This window comes from Uliginosibacterium sediminicola (assembly GCF_039631295.1).
GTDB classification, from domain to species: domain Bacteria; phylum Pseudomonadota; class Gammaproteobacteria; order Burkholderiales; family Rhodocyclaceae; genus Viridibacterium; species Viridibacterium sediminicola.
In genome coordinates this window covers 449,056-467,313 of the sequence record NZ_JBDIVE010000001.1, presented here as the reverse complement: position 1 = coordinate 467,313, position 18,258 = coordinate 449,056, and the positions used below count along the sequence as shown (strand labels likewise).

Annotated in this window: 15 protein-coding genes; 9 read left to right on the top strand and 6 right to left on the bottom strand. The window is 63.4% G+C overall.

Features of this window, described 5'->3' with window-relative positions; all coding sequences use genetic code 11:
* Positions 1-13: 13 nt before the first annotated feature.
* Complete coding sequence (locus ABDB84_RS02200) at positions 14-1,036, bottom strand: BMP family ABC transporter substrate-binding protein (RefSeq protein WP_345918039.1); 1,023 nt, start codon at positions 1,034-1,036, stop codon at positions 14-16.
* Between the two features lie 231 nt (positions 1,037-1,267).
* Between ABDB84_RS02200 and ABDB84_RS02195 the strand changes: the two genes are divergently transcribed.
* From ABDB84_RS02195 to guaD, 9 genes are all read left to right on the top strand, one after another.
* Positions 1,268-1,759 (top strand): nucleoside deaminase, encoded by a 492-nt coding sequence (locus tag ABDB84_RS02195; RefSeq protein ID WP_345918038.1) that lies wholly within the window; start codon positions 1,268-1,270, stop codon positions 1,757-1,759.
* Between the two features lie 116 nt (positions 1,760-1,875).
* Entirely contained in the window at positions 1,876-3,333 is a 1,458-nt protein-coding gene (gene xdhA / locus ABDB84_RS02190) for a xanthine dehydrogenase small subunit (RefSeq protein ID WP_345918037.1), read from the top strand.
* Complete coding sequence (gene xdhB, locus ABDB84_RS02185) at positions 3,330-5,657, top strand: xanthine dehydrogenase molybdopterin binding subunit (protein WP_345918036.1); 2,328 nt, start codon at positions 3,330-3,332, stop codon at positions 5,655-5,657. Before xdhA ends, xdhB begins: the two co-directional genes overlap by 4 nt.
* Entirely contained in the window at positions 5,657-6,796 is a 1,140-nt protein-coding gene (xdhC, locus tag ABDB84_RS02180) for a xanthine dehydrogenase accessory protein XdhC (protein WP_345918035.1), read from the top strand. The genes xdhB and xdhC overlap by 1 nt, the downstream gene beginning before the upstream one ends.
* Positions 6,774-8,324: an ABC transporter ATP-binding protein gene (locus ABDB84_RS02175; protein ID WP_345918034.1), complete on the top strand. Its 1,551-nt coding sequence runs from the start codon at positions 6,774-6,776 to the stop codon at positions 8,322-8,324. The genes xdhC and ABDB84_RS02175 overlap by 23 nt, the downstream gene beginning before the upstream one ends.
* A 97-nt stretch (positions 8,325-8,421) precedes the next feature.
* The gene (locus ABDB84_RS02170) at positions 8,422-9,465 is read left to right on the top strand and encodes an ABC transporter permease (RefSeq protein ID WP_428715059.1); all 1,044 of its coding nucleotides are present in this window, start codon (positions 8,422-8,424) and stop codon (positions 9,463-9,465) included.
* Entirely contained in the window at positions 9,462-10,388 is a 927-nt protein-coding gene (locus tag ABDB84_RS02165) for an ABC transporter permease (protein WP_345918032.1), read from the top strand. The genes ABDB84_RS02170 and ABDB84_RS02165 overlap by 4 nt, the downstream gene beginning before the upstream one ends.
* Positions 10,389-10,490: 102 nt before the next feature.
* Positions 10,491-11,852: an 8-oxoguanine deaminase gene (locus ABDB84_RS02160; RefSeq protein ID WP_345918031.1), complete on the top strand. Its 1,362-nt coding sequence runs from the start codon at positions 10,491-10,493 to the stop codon at positions 11,850-11,852.
* Positions 11,853-11,901: 49 nt separating this feature from the next.
* The gene (gene guaD / locus ABDB84_RS02155; protein WP_345918030.1) at positions 11,902-13,230 is read left to right on the top strand and encodes a guanine deaminase; all 1,329 of its coding nucleotides are present in this window, start codon (positions 11,902-11,904) and stop codon (positions 13,228-13,230) included.
* A gap of 82 nt (positions 13,231-13,312) precedes the next feature.
* Here guaD and ABDB84_RS02150 read toward each other — a convergent pair whose 3' ends face one another.
* The 5 genes from ABDB84_RS02150 to atpD all read right to left on the bottom strand — a co-directional run bounded on the left by ABDB84_RS02150 (position 13,313) and on the right by atpD (position 18,245).
* Entirely contained in the window at positions 13,313-14,089 is a 777-nt protein-coding gene (locus ABDB84_RS02150) for an ABC transporter permease (protein WP_345918029.1), read from the bottom strand.
* Between the two features lies 1 nt (position 14,090).
* Entirely contained in the window at positions 14,091-14,870 is a 780-nt protein-coding gene (locus ABDB84_RS02145; RefSeq protein WP_345918028.1) for an ABC transporter ATP-binding protein, read from the bottom strand.
* A gap of 86 nt (positions 14,871-14,956) precedes the next feature.
* The gene (locus ABDB84_RS02140) at positions 14,957-15,931 is read right to left on the bottom strand and encodes an ABC transporter substrate-binding protein (protein ID WP_345918027.1); all 975 of its coding nucleotides are present in this window, start codon (positions 15,929-15,931) and stop codon (positions 14,957-14,959) included.
* Between the two features lie 342 nt (positions 15,932-16,273).
* Positions 16,274-16,699: a F0F1 ATP synthase subunit epsilon gene (locus ABDB84_RS02135; RefSeq protein WP_345918026.1), complete on the bottom strand. Its 426-nt coding sequence runs from the start codon at positions 16,697-16,699 to the stop codon at positions 16,274-16,276.
* Positions 16,700-16,820: 121 nt separating this feature from the next.
* Positions 16,821-18,245, bottom strand: coding sequence for a F0F1 ATP synthase subunit beta (atpD, locus tag ABDB84_RS02130; protein WP_345918025.1), 1,425 nt, complete (start codon positions 18,243-18,245; stop codon positions 16,821-16,823).
* Positions 18,246-18,258: the final 13 nt, after the last annotated feature.

The following is an 18,258-nucleotide window of genomic DNA, read 5'->3' as shown; positions in this document are numbered from 1 at the left end:
CTTCATGGCGTGTTCACTTGGGGATGGTGCCCTCTACGCCTTCGACGTAGACATTCCACTTGCCCAGATCAGCATCGCTCGGCGTCTTGCCGGCGGCGACGATTTCCTTGCCGGTGTTGTCCTTGAGCGGGCCGGTGAAGGGGTGCAGCTTGCCAGCCTTGATCGCATCGCGGCGCTCTTCAGCCAGCTTCTTCACATCGGCCGGGGTCGAGGGGCCGAAGTTGTCGATATTGACGGCACCTTCCTTGACGCCGTACCAGATCGCCGAGGGCTTCCAGCTGCCATCGACAACCTTGCTGATTTCCTGATTGTAGATGACGCTCCAGTTGAGCACCGAAGCAGCCAGCTGTGCCTTGCCGCCGAACTTGCTCATGTCCGAATCCCAGCCGAAGGCGTAGATGCCTTTTTCCTGCGCGGCTTGCACGACGGCGGGCGAGTCGGTGTTCTGCATCAGCACGTCGGCGCCTTGCGAGATCAGGGTCAGCGCGGCTTCACGTTCCTTGCCCGGATCGAACCAGGTGCTCACCCAGATGACCTTGGTGGTGATCTTGGGATTGACGCTGCGTGCGCCGATGGTGAAGGCGTCGATGTTGCGGATCACTTCGGGGATCGGGAAGGAGCCGACCACGCCGAGCTTGCCGCTCTTGCTCATCTTGCCGGCGACCACACCCAGCATGTAGGCGCCTTCATAGGTGCGCACATCGTAGATGCCGAGGTTCTTGCCCATCTTGTAGCCGGTGGCGTGCATGAAGGCGACCTTGGGGAAGCTCTTGGCAACCTTTTCCATGGCGTTCATGTAGCCGAAGGAGGTGGCGAAGATGATCTTGTTGCCCTTCGAGGCCAGGTCGCGGATGACGCGCTCGGCATCGGCCGTTTCCGGTACGTTTTCGACGCCAACGGTAGTGACCTTGCCGGCCAGTGCCGCTTCGGTCGCCTTGCGGCCCTGATCATGTGCGTAGGTCCAGCCGTGGTCGCCGGTCGGGCCGATGTACACGAAAGCAGCTTTGACCGGGTCTGCCGCGTTTGCCATCGTCATGGCAAGCATCGAGACGGTCAGGGCCGCCATACGCGCACATTTTTGCAACATTGAAGACATCTTGCTCTCCTTCGTGAAGCAGGGCCGCGACACGGCCCTACGGGTGATCGATGGTCAGACTGTAATCCTCAGCGCCCGGCGATTCCATCGCTGGGTACTGATGAGACATATAAGTGCGGGATGCACCGAATGCGGGCAACATGGTAACAATCTTAGCTTGGGAGAATAGTCATGTCCGTGCTTGAAGAAAAGGATTTGCACTGGTTGCGCCACAGTTTCGCACTGGCGATGGAGAGTCGTGTGCAGGGGCGTCACCCCTTTGCGGCACTGGTGGTCGGGCCGGATGGGCAGATCGTCGTTGAGTGCTTCAATGATTCGCGCCTGCCACAGGGCGACCCGACGCGCCATGCCGAACGCGTCGCCGCAGCGCAGGCTGCACGGCGCCTGACGCCGGCCGAGCTGGCGCAGAGTACGCTCTACACCAATGCCGAGCCCTGTGCGATGTGTGCCGGGGCGATCTACTGGTGTGGCATCGGCCGCGTGGTGTACGGCATGTCGGAAGTCAATCTGCTTGGCGTGACCGGCAACGATCCGGAGAACCCGACCCTGTCGCTGCCCTGTCGCGAAGTGTTCACGCGCGGTCAGCGCCCGATTGAAGTCTTCGGCCCCCTGCTCGAAGACGAGGCCGCCGTCGCCCATCAGGGTTTCTGGACGCCGGTTTAGGCGCAGCAAGCTTTTATTTAAACTGAGGTCCGAGGCATAAACTCTATTGCCGGGAGCGTGCCAGCTCCGGCATAGGGCGTGCTAGTTTGATTCGGATCAAATCTGAGAGGAATGCCATGACGCAACGCCCCATCCAGTTCTGGCATCGCGGCCGCATCGTGCAGGCCAGCGGCCTGTCGCCGCAGCGCACGGTGCTGCAATGGCTGCGCGAAGACGAACATTGTGTGGGTACCAAGGAAGGCTGCGGCGAGGGTGACTGCGGCGCCTGTACCGTGGTGATCGGTACGCGTGACGATGCCGCCCCCGGCGGCGTGCGGCTCGAAGCCGTCAATAGCTGTATCCAGTTCCTGCCGACGCTCGACGGCAAGGCGCTGTTCGCCATCGAAGATCTGGCCACTGCCGAAGCCCTGCACCCGGTGCAGCAGGCGATGGTTGAACACCACGGTTCGCAATGTGGTTTCTGTACGCCGGGCATCGTGATGTCGCTGTGGGCCGACTACGAAAAACGTGAGGCCGCGCCGACGCGCGATGAAGTCAATCAATGCCTGTCGGGCAATCTGTGCCGCTGCACGGGCTATCGCCCCATCGTCGATGCTGCCCGCGCGGCCTGGGACAAACCGGTGGTCAAGATCGACCGCTCGCCGCTGCGCGCTGCGCTGGACGAGCTGGCCGCCCTGTCATCGCTGGAGTACGAATTCGCTGGTCAGCACTTCTACGCCCCGCGCAGCCTGGCTGAATTGGCGCAGCGCTGCGAGGCGCTGCCCGGCGCGCGCATCCTTGCCGGCTCGACCGACGTTGGCCTGTGGGTGACCAAGCAGCTGCGTGAGCTGGGCAACATCATCTATCTGGGCGCCGTTGCCGAACTGAAGAGCATCCAGCGCGAGGCCGATGCCCTGGTGATTGGCGCCGGCGTCAGCCTCAGCGATGCCTTTGCTGCACTGGTGACTGACGAGCCGGCGTGGACCGAGCTGGCGCAGCGCTTCGCATCGACGCCGATCCGCAATGCCGGCACGCTCGGTGGCAATGTCGCCAATGGTTCGCCGATCGGCGACTCGATGCCCGGCCTGATCGCCGTCGGCACGCGCATCATTCTGCAGAAGGGCGAGCGCGTTCGCGAAATGCCGCTCGAAGACTTCTACCTGGCTTACCAGAAAACGGCGCGCGAGCCGGGCGAGTTCGTCCGAGCGCTGCGCATTCCTCTGCGCCGCGAAGGCACGCACTTCCGTACCTGGAAAGTCTCCAAGCGCATGGATCAGGACATCTCCGCCGTCTGTGCGGCCATCGCCCTGAGCATCGATACGGCGGGCGTGGTGACAGAGGCGCGCATCGCCTACGGCGGCATGGCGGCCACGCCCAAGCGCGCGGCGCAGGCCGAGGCGGCGCTGCAGGGCAAGCTGCTGGATGCGGCGACGGTGCGCGCAGCCATGCAGGCGCTGGCGCAGGACTATCAGCCGCTCGACGATATGCGCGCCACGGCGGCGTATCGCATGCAGGTTGCGCAGAATCTGTTGTGGCGCTGGTGGCTGGATCACTCCGGCGCCGGGGTTTTGCGTGCGCAGGAGGTAACAGCATGAAACGCATGGAATCCACTGCACCCGCGCTGCCCGCTGTCGGGCAGTCGCTGGGGCACGAGAGCGGCCCGCTGCATGTGGCCGGGCGCGCCACCTACATCGACGACATGCTCGAAATCCAGGGCACCCTGCACGCGGCTTTCGGCATGTCCACCTGTGCCCATGGGCGCATCACCAAGCTGGATCTGGAGCCGGTACGCAAGGCGCCCGGCGTGGTCGCTGTGCTGACGGCCAAGGATATTCCGGGACTCAATGACGTTGGCCCGATCATCCACGACGATCCGATCCTGGCCGATGGCCTGGTGCAGTTCTATGGCCAGGCGATGTTTCTGGTCGTCGCCGAGACGCACGAGGCGGCGCGGCGTGCGGCGCGCAAGGCAATCGTTGAATACGAGACGCTGCCGGCTTTCCTCACCGCTGCAGAAGCCGCTGCGGCCGAATCCTGGGTCTTGCCGCCGGTGCACATGCAGCGCGGCCCCGACACGCAGGCTGTGCTGGCGGCCGCCCCGCATCGTTTGAGCGGACGCGCAGCGCACGGTGGCCAGGAGCATTTCTATCTCGAAGGGCAGATCGCTTACGCGCGCCCCGGCGAGCAGGACAGCATGCACGTCTACAGCTCGACCCAGCATCCGACCGAGATGCAGCACGCCGTCGCGCACATGTTCGGCTGGCACAGCCACCAGGTCAGCGTTGAATGCCGGCGCATGGGCGGCGCCTTCGGCGGCAAGGAATCGCAATCGGCGCAAATCGCCTGTGCCGCCGCGCTGGCCGCCTGGAAAACTGGCCGCCCGGTCAAGCTGCGGCTCGATCGCGATGATGATATGAGCATCACCGGCAAGCGCCACGATTTTGAATTCGAGTGGGAGGTCGGCTTCGATGCTACGGGGCAGATTCTGGGCCTCAAGCTGCTGATGGCTTCGCGCTGCGGTTTCTCCGCCGACCTCTCCGGTCCGGTGAATGACCGCGCGCTGTGCCACTTCGACAATTGCTACTACCTCGATTCGGTCGATGTGCGGAATCTGCGCTGCAAGACGCATACCGTGTCGAACACCGCGTTCCGGGGTTTCGGCGGCCCGCAAGGCATGTTCGCCATCGAGTACATCATCGATGACATTGCGCGCTTCCTTGGAGTCGATCCGCTCGATGTGCGGCGTGTGAATTTCTACGGCCCGTCGAGTGGCGACGCACGCATCACCACGCCCTACGGCACGAAGATTGAAGACAACGTGGCACCGGCCCTGGTTGAAGAGCTGGTCGCGAGCAGCGATTACCGGGCGCGTCGTGCTGCGGTTGCGGCCTTCAATGCCAGCAGCCCGGTGGTCAAGCGCGGCATCGCACTGACCCCGCTGAAGTTCGGCATCTCTTTCAATGCCACGATGTACAACCAGGCCGGTTCGGTGGTTCATGTGTATGCCGATGGCACAGTGATGGTCACGCAAGGCGGGACCGAGATGGGGCAGGGGCTCTACACCAAGATCCGCCAGATCGTCGCCAACGAGTTCGGCTTGCCGGCGGATGCCGTGCGCATGGCGGCGACCGACACCAGCCGCGTGCCGAATACCTCGGCCACCGCCGCGTCGAGCGGCACCGATCTGAACGGCAAGGCCTCGCAGGATGCGGCGCTGAAGATCAAGGCGCGCCTGGCGGCCTTCTTCGCCCAGCAGCACGGCGTGGCGGCGGAGAGCGTGGTGTTTGCCGATGGCAAGCTGATCTCTGGCGATATCCAGCAGGCCTTTGGCGAGGTGGTGATTGCTGCTTACCGCGCCCGCGTGCAGCTGTGGGATGCCGGCTTTTACGCCACGCCGAAAATCCACTGGAACAAGGACACCATGCAGGGCAAGCCGTTCTTCTACTACGCTTACGGCGCGGCCTGTGCCGAGGTGGCGGTGGATACGCTGACTGGTGAGTCGAGTGTGCTGCGTGTTGATATCCTGCATGACGTAGGCAAGTCCATCAATCCGGATATCGACATCGGCCAGATCGAAGGTGGCTTCATTCAGGGCATGGGCTGGCTGACCAGCGAGGAGCTGTGGTTCCGCCCCGATGGTTCGCAGAAGGGGCGCAACATGACCCACGCGCCCTCGACCTACAAGATTCCGGCGGCCAGTGATTGCCCGGCGATCCTCAATGTGAAGCTGTTCGACAATGCCAATGTCGAAGACAGCATTCATCGCTCCAAGGCTGTCGGCGAACCGCCCTTGATGCTGGCTTTCGCCGTGTTCTTCGCACTGCGCGACGCCTGCTCGGCGGCACGCGGCAGCGCTGCGCCGCTCAATGCGCCGGCGACGGCCGAGGCGATGCTGCGCGCTATCGGAGGTCTGGCCTGATGCCCTGGTGGCGTGCCCTGCCCGAGCAACTCGCGCAGGGCGATGTGGTGCTCGTCACGGTGGCCGCAACCCAGGGTTCGGCACCGCGCGAAGCGGGCACGAGCATGCTGGTGACGCTCCATGGCACGGTCGATACCATCGGCGGCGGCCATCTGGAATGGGAGGCGATGGCGCAGGCACGGGCGATGCTGCTGCAGCCTTCCGCCACGCCTGCGATGCAGCGTTTGTCGCTCGGCGCGAGTCTGGGTCAGTGCTGCGGTGGCGTGGTGTGGCTGGTGTTCGAGCGGATTGGACAGGCGTCACGTGTTGAATGGTATGAGCGCGTGCAGCAGCTTGAACGTGGCATAGGCTTGCAGCGCACGCTTGTGTCGTTGGATGCACAGTCTCATTGGAGTAGCCTGAATGCGGGGCAGTGGAGTCAGGGGGCTTGTCTCGACATGATCCCTTTCCCCTCTCCCGGCCCTGACGGGCCACCCTCCCCCGAGGGGGAGGGGACTGCAAACAGCTTCACGCAATTAGGTACTGGTCCGAATGGCTGCAAGGCGTTGCCGTGCCCTCCCCCTCGGGGGAGGGTGGTGCAAAGCACCGGGAGAGGGGCAATGCCTGAAATATGGCGACTCTCGCATATCCTTCAAGCCACGCCTTTCCCCATCACAATCTTCGGTGCCGGCCATGTCGGCGCCGCCGTTGTCGAGCTGCTGGCAACACTCGATGCGCAGATTCGCTGGGTTGATCCGCGTGACGATCTGTTTGGCCGCGCCCGTGATAAGGTTGAATGCATCGTCAGCGACGCGCCGGAGGAAGCCGTTGCCTCGGCGCCGCCGGGCAGTTTTTTCCTTGTGCTCACGCATAGCCATGCCCTGGACCTGGCCTTGTGCGAGCAGATCCTGCGCCGCGACGATTTTGCCTGGTTCGGCCTCATCGGTTCAAAAACCAAGCGTGCGCGTTTCGAGCATCGCCTGCAGGCGCTCGGGCTCGATACCGCGCGCATGTGTTGTCCGATCGGTGTGCCCGGCATCCGCGACAAGTCGCCGCAGGTGCTGGCCATCGCGGTGGTGGCGCAACTCTTGCAAGTGCGTGAGGCACAAGCTTCCATTCCATCCGAGGTGAACGTCGATGCTGATACCCCCGCCGCATAATCATCCGGCTCCGCCGGGCGAGCCGCGCTTGTCCTTGTCCAATATCACCAAGCGTTATCCGGGTGTGGTGGCCAATGCCGATGTCAGCCTGACGGTGATGCCAGGTGAGATTCATGCCGTGCTGGGCGAAAACGGGGCGGGCAAGAGCACCCTGATGAAGGTCATCTATGGTTCGATCCAGGCAGATGAAGGCGAAATCCAGTGGAATGGCCGCCAGATCGTCATCCCTAATCCGGCCGCGGCACGCAAGCTGGGTATCGGTATGGTGTTCCAGCATTTCTCGCTGTTCGAGACGCTGACGGTCACCGAGAACATCGCGCTGGCGCTTGATGAACCCTTCGATCTGGCTGCGCTCGCCGAGCGCGTCAAGATCGTCTCCGAGAAATACGGTCTGCCGCTGGACCCGCACCGTCTGGTGCATAGTCTGTCGGTGGGCGAGCGTCAGCGCGTCGAAATCGTGCGCTGCCTGTTGCAGGACCCGCAGCTCTTGATCCTCGATGAGCCGACTTCGGTGCTCACGCCGCAAGCCGTCAGGAAGCTCTTCGAAACCTTGCGCCAGCTCGCTAGCGAAGGCGTGTCCCTGCTCTACATCAGCCACAAGCTGCACGAGATCCAGGAACTCTGCGACAGCGCCACGGTGATGCGCGGTGGCCGCGTCACCGGCCACTGCAAGCCGGCCGAGGAGTCCCCGGCGAGCATGGCGCGGATGATGATCGGGCGCGATCTGCCGGTCTGCGTGGCGCCGGAATACACCGGTAGCGTCGGCACCTCGCTGGAGGTGCGCAATCTCTCGCTGGAGTCGCCGGACCCCTTTGGCGTCTCGCTCAAGGATGTGAATCTGCGCGTGGCGCGCGGCGAAGTGGTCGGTATTGCCGGCATTTCGGGCAATGGCCAGGCCGAGCTGCTGGCCGCCCTGTCGGGCGAACAGACGGTGGGCAAGGGCGCGATCCTGCTCGATGGCGTCGATGTCGGCCAACTCAATGCCGGCCAGCGCCGCGACAAGGGCCTGGGCTTTGTGCCCGAGGAACGCCTGGGGCGCGGCGCCGTGCCGAACATGCCTTTGTCGTGGAACGCGATGCTCACTGCGCACCGCCAGCCGGAGATGCGCAAATACACCCTGCTCGACTTTGCCGCCGCGCGCGACTTTGCCAAGCGCTGCATCGAGCGCTTCGACGTGCGCTGCAATGGCGAGCAGTCGGTGGCGCGCAGCCTGTCCGGCGGCAATCTGCAGAAGTTCATCGTCGGTCGCGAGATCATGCAGGCGCCCAAGGTGATGGTCATCGCCCAGCCAACCTGGGGCGTGGATGTCGGTGCCTCGGCCTTCCTGCGCCAGACGATTCTCGATATTTCGCGCAGCGGTGTTGGCGTGCTGGTGATTTCCGAAGAGCTCGACGAGCTGTTCGAGATCAGCGACCGCATCGCCGTGCTGGCCGGCGGGCGGCTGTCGGAAGCCGTGCCCAAGGAGCAGACCGACGTCGAGCGCATCGGCTTGCTGATGGTCCGCAACACCGAGCAGGAGGCGGCATGAGCGCCCCTGTCCTCGCCTTGTCCGCATCGTTCAACGTCCTTACAAAAGCCCATTCATCATGCAACTTCTAGAACCCCGCGCGACGCCCTCGAAGCTCATGCAATGGGCCGCTCCGCCGATTGCGATCTGTCTCACGCTGGTGGTCGGCGCCGTGCTTTTCTGGAGCCTTGGCGTCAGTCCGCCCAAGGCGTTCTACGTGTTCTTCATTGAACCGCTGGAGACCAGCAATGGCTGGAGCGAGCTGGTGCTCAAGGCATCGCCGCTGATCCTCATCGCGCAAGGTCTGGCGCTGGGCTTCCGGGCGCGCATCTACAACATCGGCGCTGAAGGTCAGCTGCTGATGGGCGCGATCTTCGCCAGTGCGGTGGCGATCTGGACCGATGGCAGCACGGCATGGTGGGTTCTGCCGGCGATGGTGCTGGCCGGTGCCCTCGGCGGTGGTCTGTGGGGCGCGCTGCCGGCCTGGCTGAAGACACACTTCAATGCCGAGGAGACGCTGACCACCTTGATGCTCACCTATGTCGCGACCTTCTTTTTGTCCTGGCTGGTCAGCGTGCCCTGGCGCGATCCGGGCGGCTCCAATTTCCCGCAGTCGATCATGTTCGGTGATGCCGCCTTGTTTACGCCGCTGTTCGAGGGCTTGCGCATCAATACCTCGGTGTACATCACGATTGCGGCGGTGGTGATTTTCCAGATCTTCGTCTCGCGCAGTTTCACCGCCTTCCAGCTGGCGGTCGGCGGGCAGGCGCCGGCTGCGGCGCGCTATGCCGGTTTCTCGGCACGCAAGGCGGTGTGGCTGAGCCTCATCATCTCGGGCCTGACCGCCGGTATCGCCGGTGCGGGCGAGGTGGCGGGGCCGATTGGTCAGCTGACCTTGTCGCTGTCGCCCGGCTACGGCTATGCGGCCATCATCGTGGCATGGGTCGGCCGTTTGCATCCGCTGGGCATCGTGCTGTCGGGTTTCCTGATGGCGATGATCTATATCGGCGGTGACGCCGGCCAGGTCTCGCTGCAGTTGCCCTCGGCGATCACCGGGCTGTTCCAGGGCATGTTGCTGTTTTTCCTGCTCGGTGCCGATGCCTTCGTCAATTACCGCATCAAACGACGCAAAGTCGTTCAACTGAACAAGGTGGCAGCATGATCGAGCACATCACTCCGATTCTGGTCGGCACCCTGGGTGCCGCCACTCCGCTGGTGTTCGCAGGTCTGGGCGAGCTGGTGGCCGAGAAAAGCGGCGTCATCAATCTGGGCGTCGAGGGCATGATGCTGATCGGTGCCATTGCGGCCTTTGCTGCGGCGGTGGCGACTGATGGCAATCTGGTGGTGGGGCTTTCCATCGGCGCGCTGGCGGGCGCCCTGGCCGCGCTGCCGTTTGCCATCCTCACCCTTTCGCTGGGGGCCAATCAGGCGGCTTCGGGTCTGGCGACGACGATTTTCGGCGTCGGTTTGTCGGCCTTCATCGGCCAGAGCTTCGTCAGCTACAGCCTGCCGGGGGTGAAGCCGCTGGCGATTCCCATCCTCTCCGATATTCCGGTGATCGGGCCGGTGCTGTTCCACCAGGACATCGTCGTCTATCTCTCCTTCGCGACCTTTGCGGTCTTGTCCTGGGTGCTGGCCAAGACGCGGATCGGCCTGGTGCTGCGAGCGGTCGGCGAGTCGCCCGAATCGGCGCATGCCATCGGTTATCCAGTGATGGCGATCCGCTACGGTGCGGTGCTGTTTGGTGGCGCCATGGCGGGCATCGCCGGCGCCTACCTGTCGGTGGTCTACACGCCGCTGTGGGTGCAGAACATGACTGCCGGTCGCGGCTGGATTGCCGTGGCTCTGGTGGTCTTCGCGACCTGGAAGCCGGGCCGTCTGATGCTCGGCGCCTACCTCTTCGGTGGCGTGACGATTCTGCAGCTGCACGCGCAAGGCCTCGGTATTCCGATCTCTTCGCACTTCCTGTCGGCGCTGCCGTATATCGCGACCATTGTCGTGCTGGTGCTGATCTCGCGTGATCGCAAGCTGCTGCAGCTGAATCTGCCGGCTTCGCTGGGCAAGTCCTTCATCGCGGGCGGCTGATCGCACACAGGTTCTGTCCGTATTTCCCTTGAGTCAGGGTAGGGCTGAAAATGTCCTATCCTGACTTGTCACGAGTTGTCCAAACAGCTGAGCTCCTTCTTCATGTCTACCCTGTTGTTGAAAAATGCCGATGTGCTGGTCACCATGGACGCCACGCGCCGCGAGATCGCCGGCGGCGGTCTGTTCATCCGTGATGGCGTGATCGAGCTTGTCGGCACTACGCCGGATCTGCCGGCCGAGGCCGACGAAGTCATCGATATGGCCGGTCACGTCTTGCTGCCCGGCCTGATCAATACGCATCACCATATGTATCAGAGCCTGACGCGGGCGATTCCCGCCGCGCAGGACGCCGAGCTGTTCGACTGGCTCTCCGCGCTGTACCCGATCTGGGCCGGGCTGACGCCGGAGATGATCCGCGTGTCCACGCTCACCGCGATGGCCGAGCTGATCCTCTCGGGCTGTACCACCTCGTCGGACCATCTCTACATCTACCCGAACGGCTGCCGCCTCGATGACAGCATCGAAGCCGCGCAGCAAATCGGCATGCGCTTCACGGCCAGCCGCGGCAGCATGAGCGTGGGGCAGTCGCAGGGCGGTTTGCCGCCGGATCGGGTGGTCGAGCAGGAGGCGGACATTCTGCGCGACACACGCCGCCTCATCGAGCAGTATCACGATGCCTCGCGCCACAGCATGCTGCAGATTGCCGTCGCGCCTTGTTCGCCGTTCTCGGTCAGCCGCGACTTGATGCGCGAATCGGCACAGCTGGCGCGCAGTTACGGCGTGCGCCTGCACACCCACCTGGCGGAGAACTTCAAGGACATCGCCTACAGTCGCGAGCAGTTCGGCATGACGCCTGCTGAATACGCCGAATCGCTGGGCTGGACCGGCCACGATGTCTGGCATGCGCACTGCGTGCAGCTCGACGAAGCCGGCATCGCCTTGTTCGCGCGCACCGGTACCGGCGTGGCGCACTGCCCGTGCTCCAATATGCGCCTGGCGTCCGGCATCGCGCCAGTACCGGCGATGCGCAAGGCCGGCGTGCCGGTGGGGCTCGGCGTCGATGGTTCGGCCTCGAACGATGGCGCGCACATGCTCGGCGAGGCGCGTCAGGCAATGCTGCTGGCGCGCGTCGGCTTCGGTCCGGCGGCGCTGAGTGCGCGCGATGCGCTGGAGATCGCTACGCTGGGCGGCGCACGCGTGCTCGGGCGGGACGACATCGGCGCGCTGGCGCCGGGCATGAGCGCTGATTGCGTGGCTTTCAAGCTTGACGACGTGGCTATGGCTGGCGGCGCCGTGCATGACGCGGTGGCGGCGCTGGTGTTCTGCGCCTCCTTGCGCGTGAACTGGTCGATCATCAATGGCCGCGTGGTGGTGCGCGATGGCCACTTGGGCACCCTCGATCTTCCCGCCGTGCTGCAACGGCATAATGCGCTGGCGCGTAGCCTGGCCAACGCCGCTCACTAGATTGTTCGCCGTGCCGGGTGATCAAGGCACGGCTCAGGAGGTATCTCTCATGAATCCCCAAAATCACAGCATCCTGGTTCGCGGGCCGGTCCTGCACTTTCTCGCCGATCCGGGCGAGGGCGACGATCCAGCCTGCTGGCAGTATTTCGAAGACGGTGCCCTGCTGATCGAAAACGGCTTGATCCGGCGCTGCGGCACCTGGGACGCGGTGCTGCGCGATCTGCCGAACACCACGCGCTACACCGCGCGCCTGTTCGACTACCACGGCAAGCTGATCATGCCCGGCCTCATCGACACCCATGTGCACTACCCGCAGATGCGCGTCATGGGCGCTTTCGGCCGCCAGTTGCTGGACTGGCTCAACGAACACACCTTCCCGGCCGAGGAGAGCTTCGCCGATCCGCGCGTCGCCGATGCCACGGCATCTTTCTTCCTCGACCGCCTGCTCGCCAATGGCACCACCACCGCCTCGGTGTATGGCACCGTGCATGCGCATTCGGTCGATGCGTTTTTCCGTGCCGCCCAGGCGCGCAAGCTGCGCATGCTGTGCGGCAAGGTGATGATGGATCGTAATTGCCCGACCGGCTTGCGCGACACGGCCGCGACCAGCCTGGAGGACTGCAGCGCCCTGATCGAGCGCTGGCACGGCAAGGACCGACTGCGCTACAGCGTGACGCCGCGCTTCGCGATCACCTCGACGCCCGAGCAGCTGCAGGTGGCCGGCGAGCTGTTCCGCAGCCGGCCGGACATGCACTTGCAGACGCACCTCTCCGAGAACCTCGACGAGATCCGTTTCGTGCAGCAGCTCTTCCCCGACAGCAAGGGCTATCTCGACGTCTACGACCGCTTCGGCATGCTCGGCCGTGGCGCGATTTACGGTCACGGCATCCACATGAGCGAGGCCGAACGCGCGCGCATGGCCGAAACCGAATCGGCGATTGCCTTCTGTCCGACCTCCAACCGCTTTCTCGGCAGCGGCTTGTTCGATTACCCGGCCAGCACCGCCGCAGGCGTCAAGGTCGGTCTGGCCAGCGATGTCGGCGGCGGCACCAGCTTGTCCCTGCTACGCACCCTGGGCGCCGCCTACGAAGTCGGCCAGTCGCTCGGCCAGGTGCTGTCGCCCTGGCGCGCTTGGTATCTGGCGACGCTCGGCGGTGCCAAAGCGCTGGCGCTGGAAGACCGCATCGGCAATTTTGCCGAGGGCAAGGAAGCGGACTTCGTGGTGCTGAGCTTGCAGAGCCCGGCCGAGCTGCAATTCCGCGCCGAATACACCACGCGCATCGACGAGCGCCTGTTCGCACTGATGGCGCTGGGCGATGATCGCAGCGTGCATGCCACGCATGTGCTGGGCGAGTGCGTGCACAAAGCGCTGAGCTGATTTCACCCGCGCAAAGACAAGGCCCGCCGGACTGGATCTGTCCGGCGGGCCTTGTTTTTTTGCGAGGCGTGATGTGTCCGGATCAGCCCGGCGCGTTCTGTCCGCGCACGGCCCAGCCAGTGATGCGGCGTTCGAGCCAGGCGAAGAGTTCGTACATCACCACACCCATGGCGCCGATGACGACCAGACCGGCGAACACCAGGGGCATGTTCATCGACGCGCTGGCGCTCATCATCAGGTAGCCGATCCCCAGATTGGAGGCGACCGTCTCCGAAATCACCGAGCCGACGAAGGCCAGTGTGATGGCGACCTTGAGCGAGGCAAAGAAGTAGGGCATCGAGCGCGGCAGGCCGACCTTGAACAGGATGTCCAGGCGCGAGGCGCCGAGGGAGCGCAGCACGTCTTCAAGTTCCGGCTCCAGGGTCGACAAGCCGGTCGCCACGTTCACCACCACCGGGAAGAAGGAGATCAGGAAGGCGGTGATGATGGCCGGAATCGTGCCGATGCCGAACCACACCACCAGCACCGGTACGAACGCCACTTTGGGCACGCTGTTGAAGCCCACCAGCATCGGGTAGAGCGCGCGATAGACGATGGGAGATGAGCCAACAATCATGCCCAGCAGGCCACCGACCACGACGGCGATGGCAAAGCCCGCCATGGTGGTGAGGAAGGTATGGATGGAGTGCTCGAAAATCGGCTTGGCCAGCTCCACGCCGGTGGTCCACACCAGACTGGGCGCCGGGAACAGGAAGGGCTTGATTTCAAAGCCGCGACACACAGCTTCCCAGATGATTAGCAGGAACAAGCTCAGCAGCCAGGGCGCCAGACGGCCGAGGGTCTTTTGCGATAAATGCATTTCAGCTCTCCCGGACGCGGCCAATGGCTTCGCGCAGCACGTGGACGTGCGAGGCGAAGGCATCGGTGTAGGTGATTTCAAGATCGCGCGGACGCGGCAGGTCGATCTCGCGTTTGACGAGGATGCGCCCCGGGCGCTTGCTCATGACATAAACGGTGTCGGCGAGGAACACCGCTTCGCGTAAATCGTGGGTGACCAGGATGACGGTGAAAGGCTGCTGCTGCCACAGATCGCGCAGCATGCACCACAGCTCCTCGCGGGTGAAGGCGTCGAGCGCGCCGAAGGGCTCGTCGAGCATCAAGAGGCGCGGCTTGTGGATCAGCGCGCGGCAGATCGAGGCGCGTTGCTGCATGCCGCCGGAGAGCTCCCAGGGGAACTTGTCTTCATAACCAGCGAGGCCGACGCGGGCCAGCTGGGCGCGCGCCATTTCCTCGAACTCAGCGCGTTTTTGCTTGCGCTGGCTGCGGTAGGGTTCGACGATTTCCATCGGCAGCATGACGTTTTGCAGCGTCGTGCGCCAGGGCAGCAAGTTGGACGCCTGGAAGGCCATGCCGATGATGTTGAGCGGGCCGCCAACCTGGCGACCATTGACATAGACATAGCCGTTGGAGGGCGGGCGCAGGCCCGAGATCAGCTTCATCAGCGTCGATTTGCCGCAGCCCGAAGGGCCGACGACGGAGACAAATTCGCCCTCGCGCACTTCCAGGTTGATGTCCTGAATGGCGAGGTTGCCGCCCTCGGAATAGGCGAGGCTGACATCTTCGAAACGTACAAAACTCATGGGGGCTCCTGCTAGCGGCCAGTGTGCTGGCGTTGAACGGCGGAGGGCGCATGTTCTGCGCCCCTCCGCACTGCGCAGAACTTTTTTTACTTGATCAGACGATCTGCCTTGGCAGGCAGGAAAGTCGAATTGAAAAGCTCTTTACCACTGGGTACGGACTTGAGGTTGTACGCTGCAGCGGTTTCCGCGATGGAGCGTTGCATGCGGTCGTCGGTGATGCCGCCCAGACCGTTGGCCTTGGCTTCCGGGGTGGCGATGACCGAGTTGATCGCCATCTTCAGACGGCGCGTTTCCAGCGCCAGATCAGCCAGTGCATCGGCCGCCTTGACGTAGGTCGCGGCAGCGTCCGGATTGGCGATGGTTTCCTTGAGCGCCTTGTTGTAGGCACGCAGGAAGCCTTCAACGGCCTTGGGCTTTTCAGCGATCAGCTTGGGCGAAGCGATGATGGCATTGCCATACAGCTCGACAGCGTAATCGTTGTAGAGCATCACGTTGAGGTCCGATTCCTTCACGCCGCGCGCTTCCAGGCTGAGGATGCTGGTGAAGGAGAAGCCGGTGATGGCATCCACTTCGCCGCGCGCCAGCAGGGTTTCGCGCAGTGCCGGATCAACCGACTGCCACTTCACGCTGGCCGGATCGAGCTTGTTGGACTTGGCGAAGGCGGGGAACGCCTTGCGGCCGGCATCGAAGACCGGCGCGGCGAGCGTCTTGCCGACCAGATCAAGCGGCTTGGTGATGTTGGACTTCTTCAGCGAGACGACGGCCGCCGGGCTGAAGTTGTAGACCATGTAGACCGCTTGCAGCTTGGAGCCGGGGTTTTGCGCGTCGTATTCGACCAGCGCATTGAAGTCGGCAAAGCCCATTTCATAGGCGCCGGTCGCTACGCGGGTCACCGCTGCACCGGAGCCGGTGCCTGCATCGACGGTGACATCCAGACCTTCGGCGGCGAAATAACCCTTGGCCTTGGCAAGCAGGAAAGGCGCTGACGGGCCTTCGAAACGCCAGTCAAGCGTGAATTTCAGCTTGGTCAGTTCCTGCGCTTGTGCAGGGACCGAACACATCAATCCAAAAATCACACCACCGATTGCGGAACACAGCGCACGTCTGCCGGGCTTGAACATGGGACTCCCCTGGTTGAACAAAGATGAGTCCTAGCAGCAATCCGCGTGCCACGGCTTTGGGGCGTGGATGGGGGGAGGGGACGGCAGGAATGCGCTAAATCGGGGAATGTCTGGTCTGACCAGAGCGAAAATGGCCCCTGTATGAAGCATAGGGCTGCACTATGGCAGCTTGAGTGGGCACCGGCTGAGACAAATCGAATAATGCTTATGCCTCATTTCGGAACTCTAAAAAAGACAAAGGCGCCTCGCAGGACGCCTTTGTTGTGAGCAGTACTTTGCGCCTCAGTGCTTGAGTGCGCGCAGCTTTTCGATTGCCGAGAGCTGACCGATGGCGGCAGCCAGTTCGGCCTGTGCCTTGGCCAGATCGATACTGCCTTCGCGATTGGCCAGCAGTTCTTCGGCGCGACGCTTGGCATCGAGTGCCTTGGCTTCGTCCAGATCCTTGCCGCGAATTGCCGTGTCGGCCAGCACCGTCACCAGACCGGGCTGAATCTCAAGCAGACCACCGGCGACGAAGATCACTTCTTCTTCGGCGACATTGGGCAGCTTGATGCGCACGGTACCCGGCTTGATGCGGGTGAGCAGCGGCGTGTGGCCGGGCAGGATGCCCAGTTCGCCCGACTCGCCCGGCAGCGACACGATTTCAGCCAGCCCGGAGAAGAGTTGCTCTTCCGCGCTGACGACGTCGACGTGTACGGTCATTGCCATTTTGTTACTCCTTTCGGAGTGAGGGACTAGGGACTCGGGACTCCGGACTAGGGTTTAGTAAGCGGCCGACTTTGTCGGCCGCAAATTTAACCCTCGCCTCTAGCCCCTAGCCCCTTATCCCTCACTGCAGCGTCTTCGCTTTTTCGACGGCTTCGTCGATGCCGCCAACCATGTAGAAGGCTTGTTCCGGCAGGTGGTCGTATTCACCGGCCACGATGCCCTTGAAGCCACGGATGGTTTCCTTGAGCGGCACGTACTTGCCCGGCGAACCCGTGAACACTTCTGCAACGTGGAAGGGCTGCGACAGGAAGCGCTGGATCTTGCGCGCGCGCGCCACGATCAGCTTGTCTTCCGGTGCGAGCTCGTCCATGCCCAGAATGGCGATGATGTCGCGCAGTTCCTTGTAGCGTTGCAGGGTTTGCTGCACGCCACGGGCCACGCTGTAGTGCTCTTCACCCACAACCAGCGGATCAAGCTGGCGGCTCGTCGAGTCGAGCGGATCCACGGCCGGGTAGATACCCAGGGCGGCGATGTCACGCGACAGCACGACGGTCGAGTCCAAGTGCAGGAAGGTCGTTGCAGGCGAGGGGTCGGTCAAGTCATCGGCAGGCACATACACGGCCTGGATCGAGGTGATCGAGCCAACCTTGGTCGAGGTGATGCGCTCTTGCAGCTTGCCCATTTCTTCAGCCAGCGTCGGTTGGTAACCCACGGCGGAAGGCATACGGCCCAGCAGCGCGGACACTTCGGTACCGGCCAGGGTGTAACGGTAGATGTTGTCGACGAAGAACAGGATGTCACGGCCTTCGTCACGGAACTTCTCGGCCATGGTCAGACCGGTCAGCGCCACGCGCAGACGGTTGCCCGGGGGCTCGTTCATCTGACCGAAGACCATCGCCACCTTCGACTCTTTCATGTTGTCGAGCTGGATGACGCCGGCTTCTGCCATTTCGTGATAGAAGTCGTTCCCTTCACGGGTACGCTCACCCACACCAGCGAACACCGACAAACCGCTGTGCTGCTTGGCGATGTTGTTGATGAGTTCCAGCATGTTCACCGTCTTGCCCACGCCGGCGCCGCCGAACAGGCCGACCTTACCGCCCTTGGCGAACGGGCAGACCAGGTCGATCACCTTGATGCCGGTTTCGAGCAGGTCGACCGAAGGCGACAGCTCGTCGAACTTCGGTGCAGCCTGGTGGATTTCACGCACTTCGTCGCCTTCGATGGGGCCCAGTTCGTCGATCGGACGACCCAGCACATCCATGATGCGGCCCAGCGTGCCGTGACCGACCGGCACCGAGATGCCGGCGCCCGTGCCATTGACCTTCATGCCGCGGCGGATGCCGTCGGAGGAGCCCATGGCAATGGTACGCACGACGCCGTCGCCGAGCTGTTGCTGGACTTCAAAGGTCAGACCTTTTTCGACCAGCGCGTTTTCTTCCGAGGCATCGAGCTTCAATGCTTCGTAAATCTTCGGCATCGCATCGCGCGGGAACTGGATGTCCACCACGGCGCCGATACACTGAACAACGGATCCTTGACTCATTGTCATTTCCCCA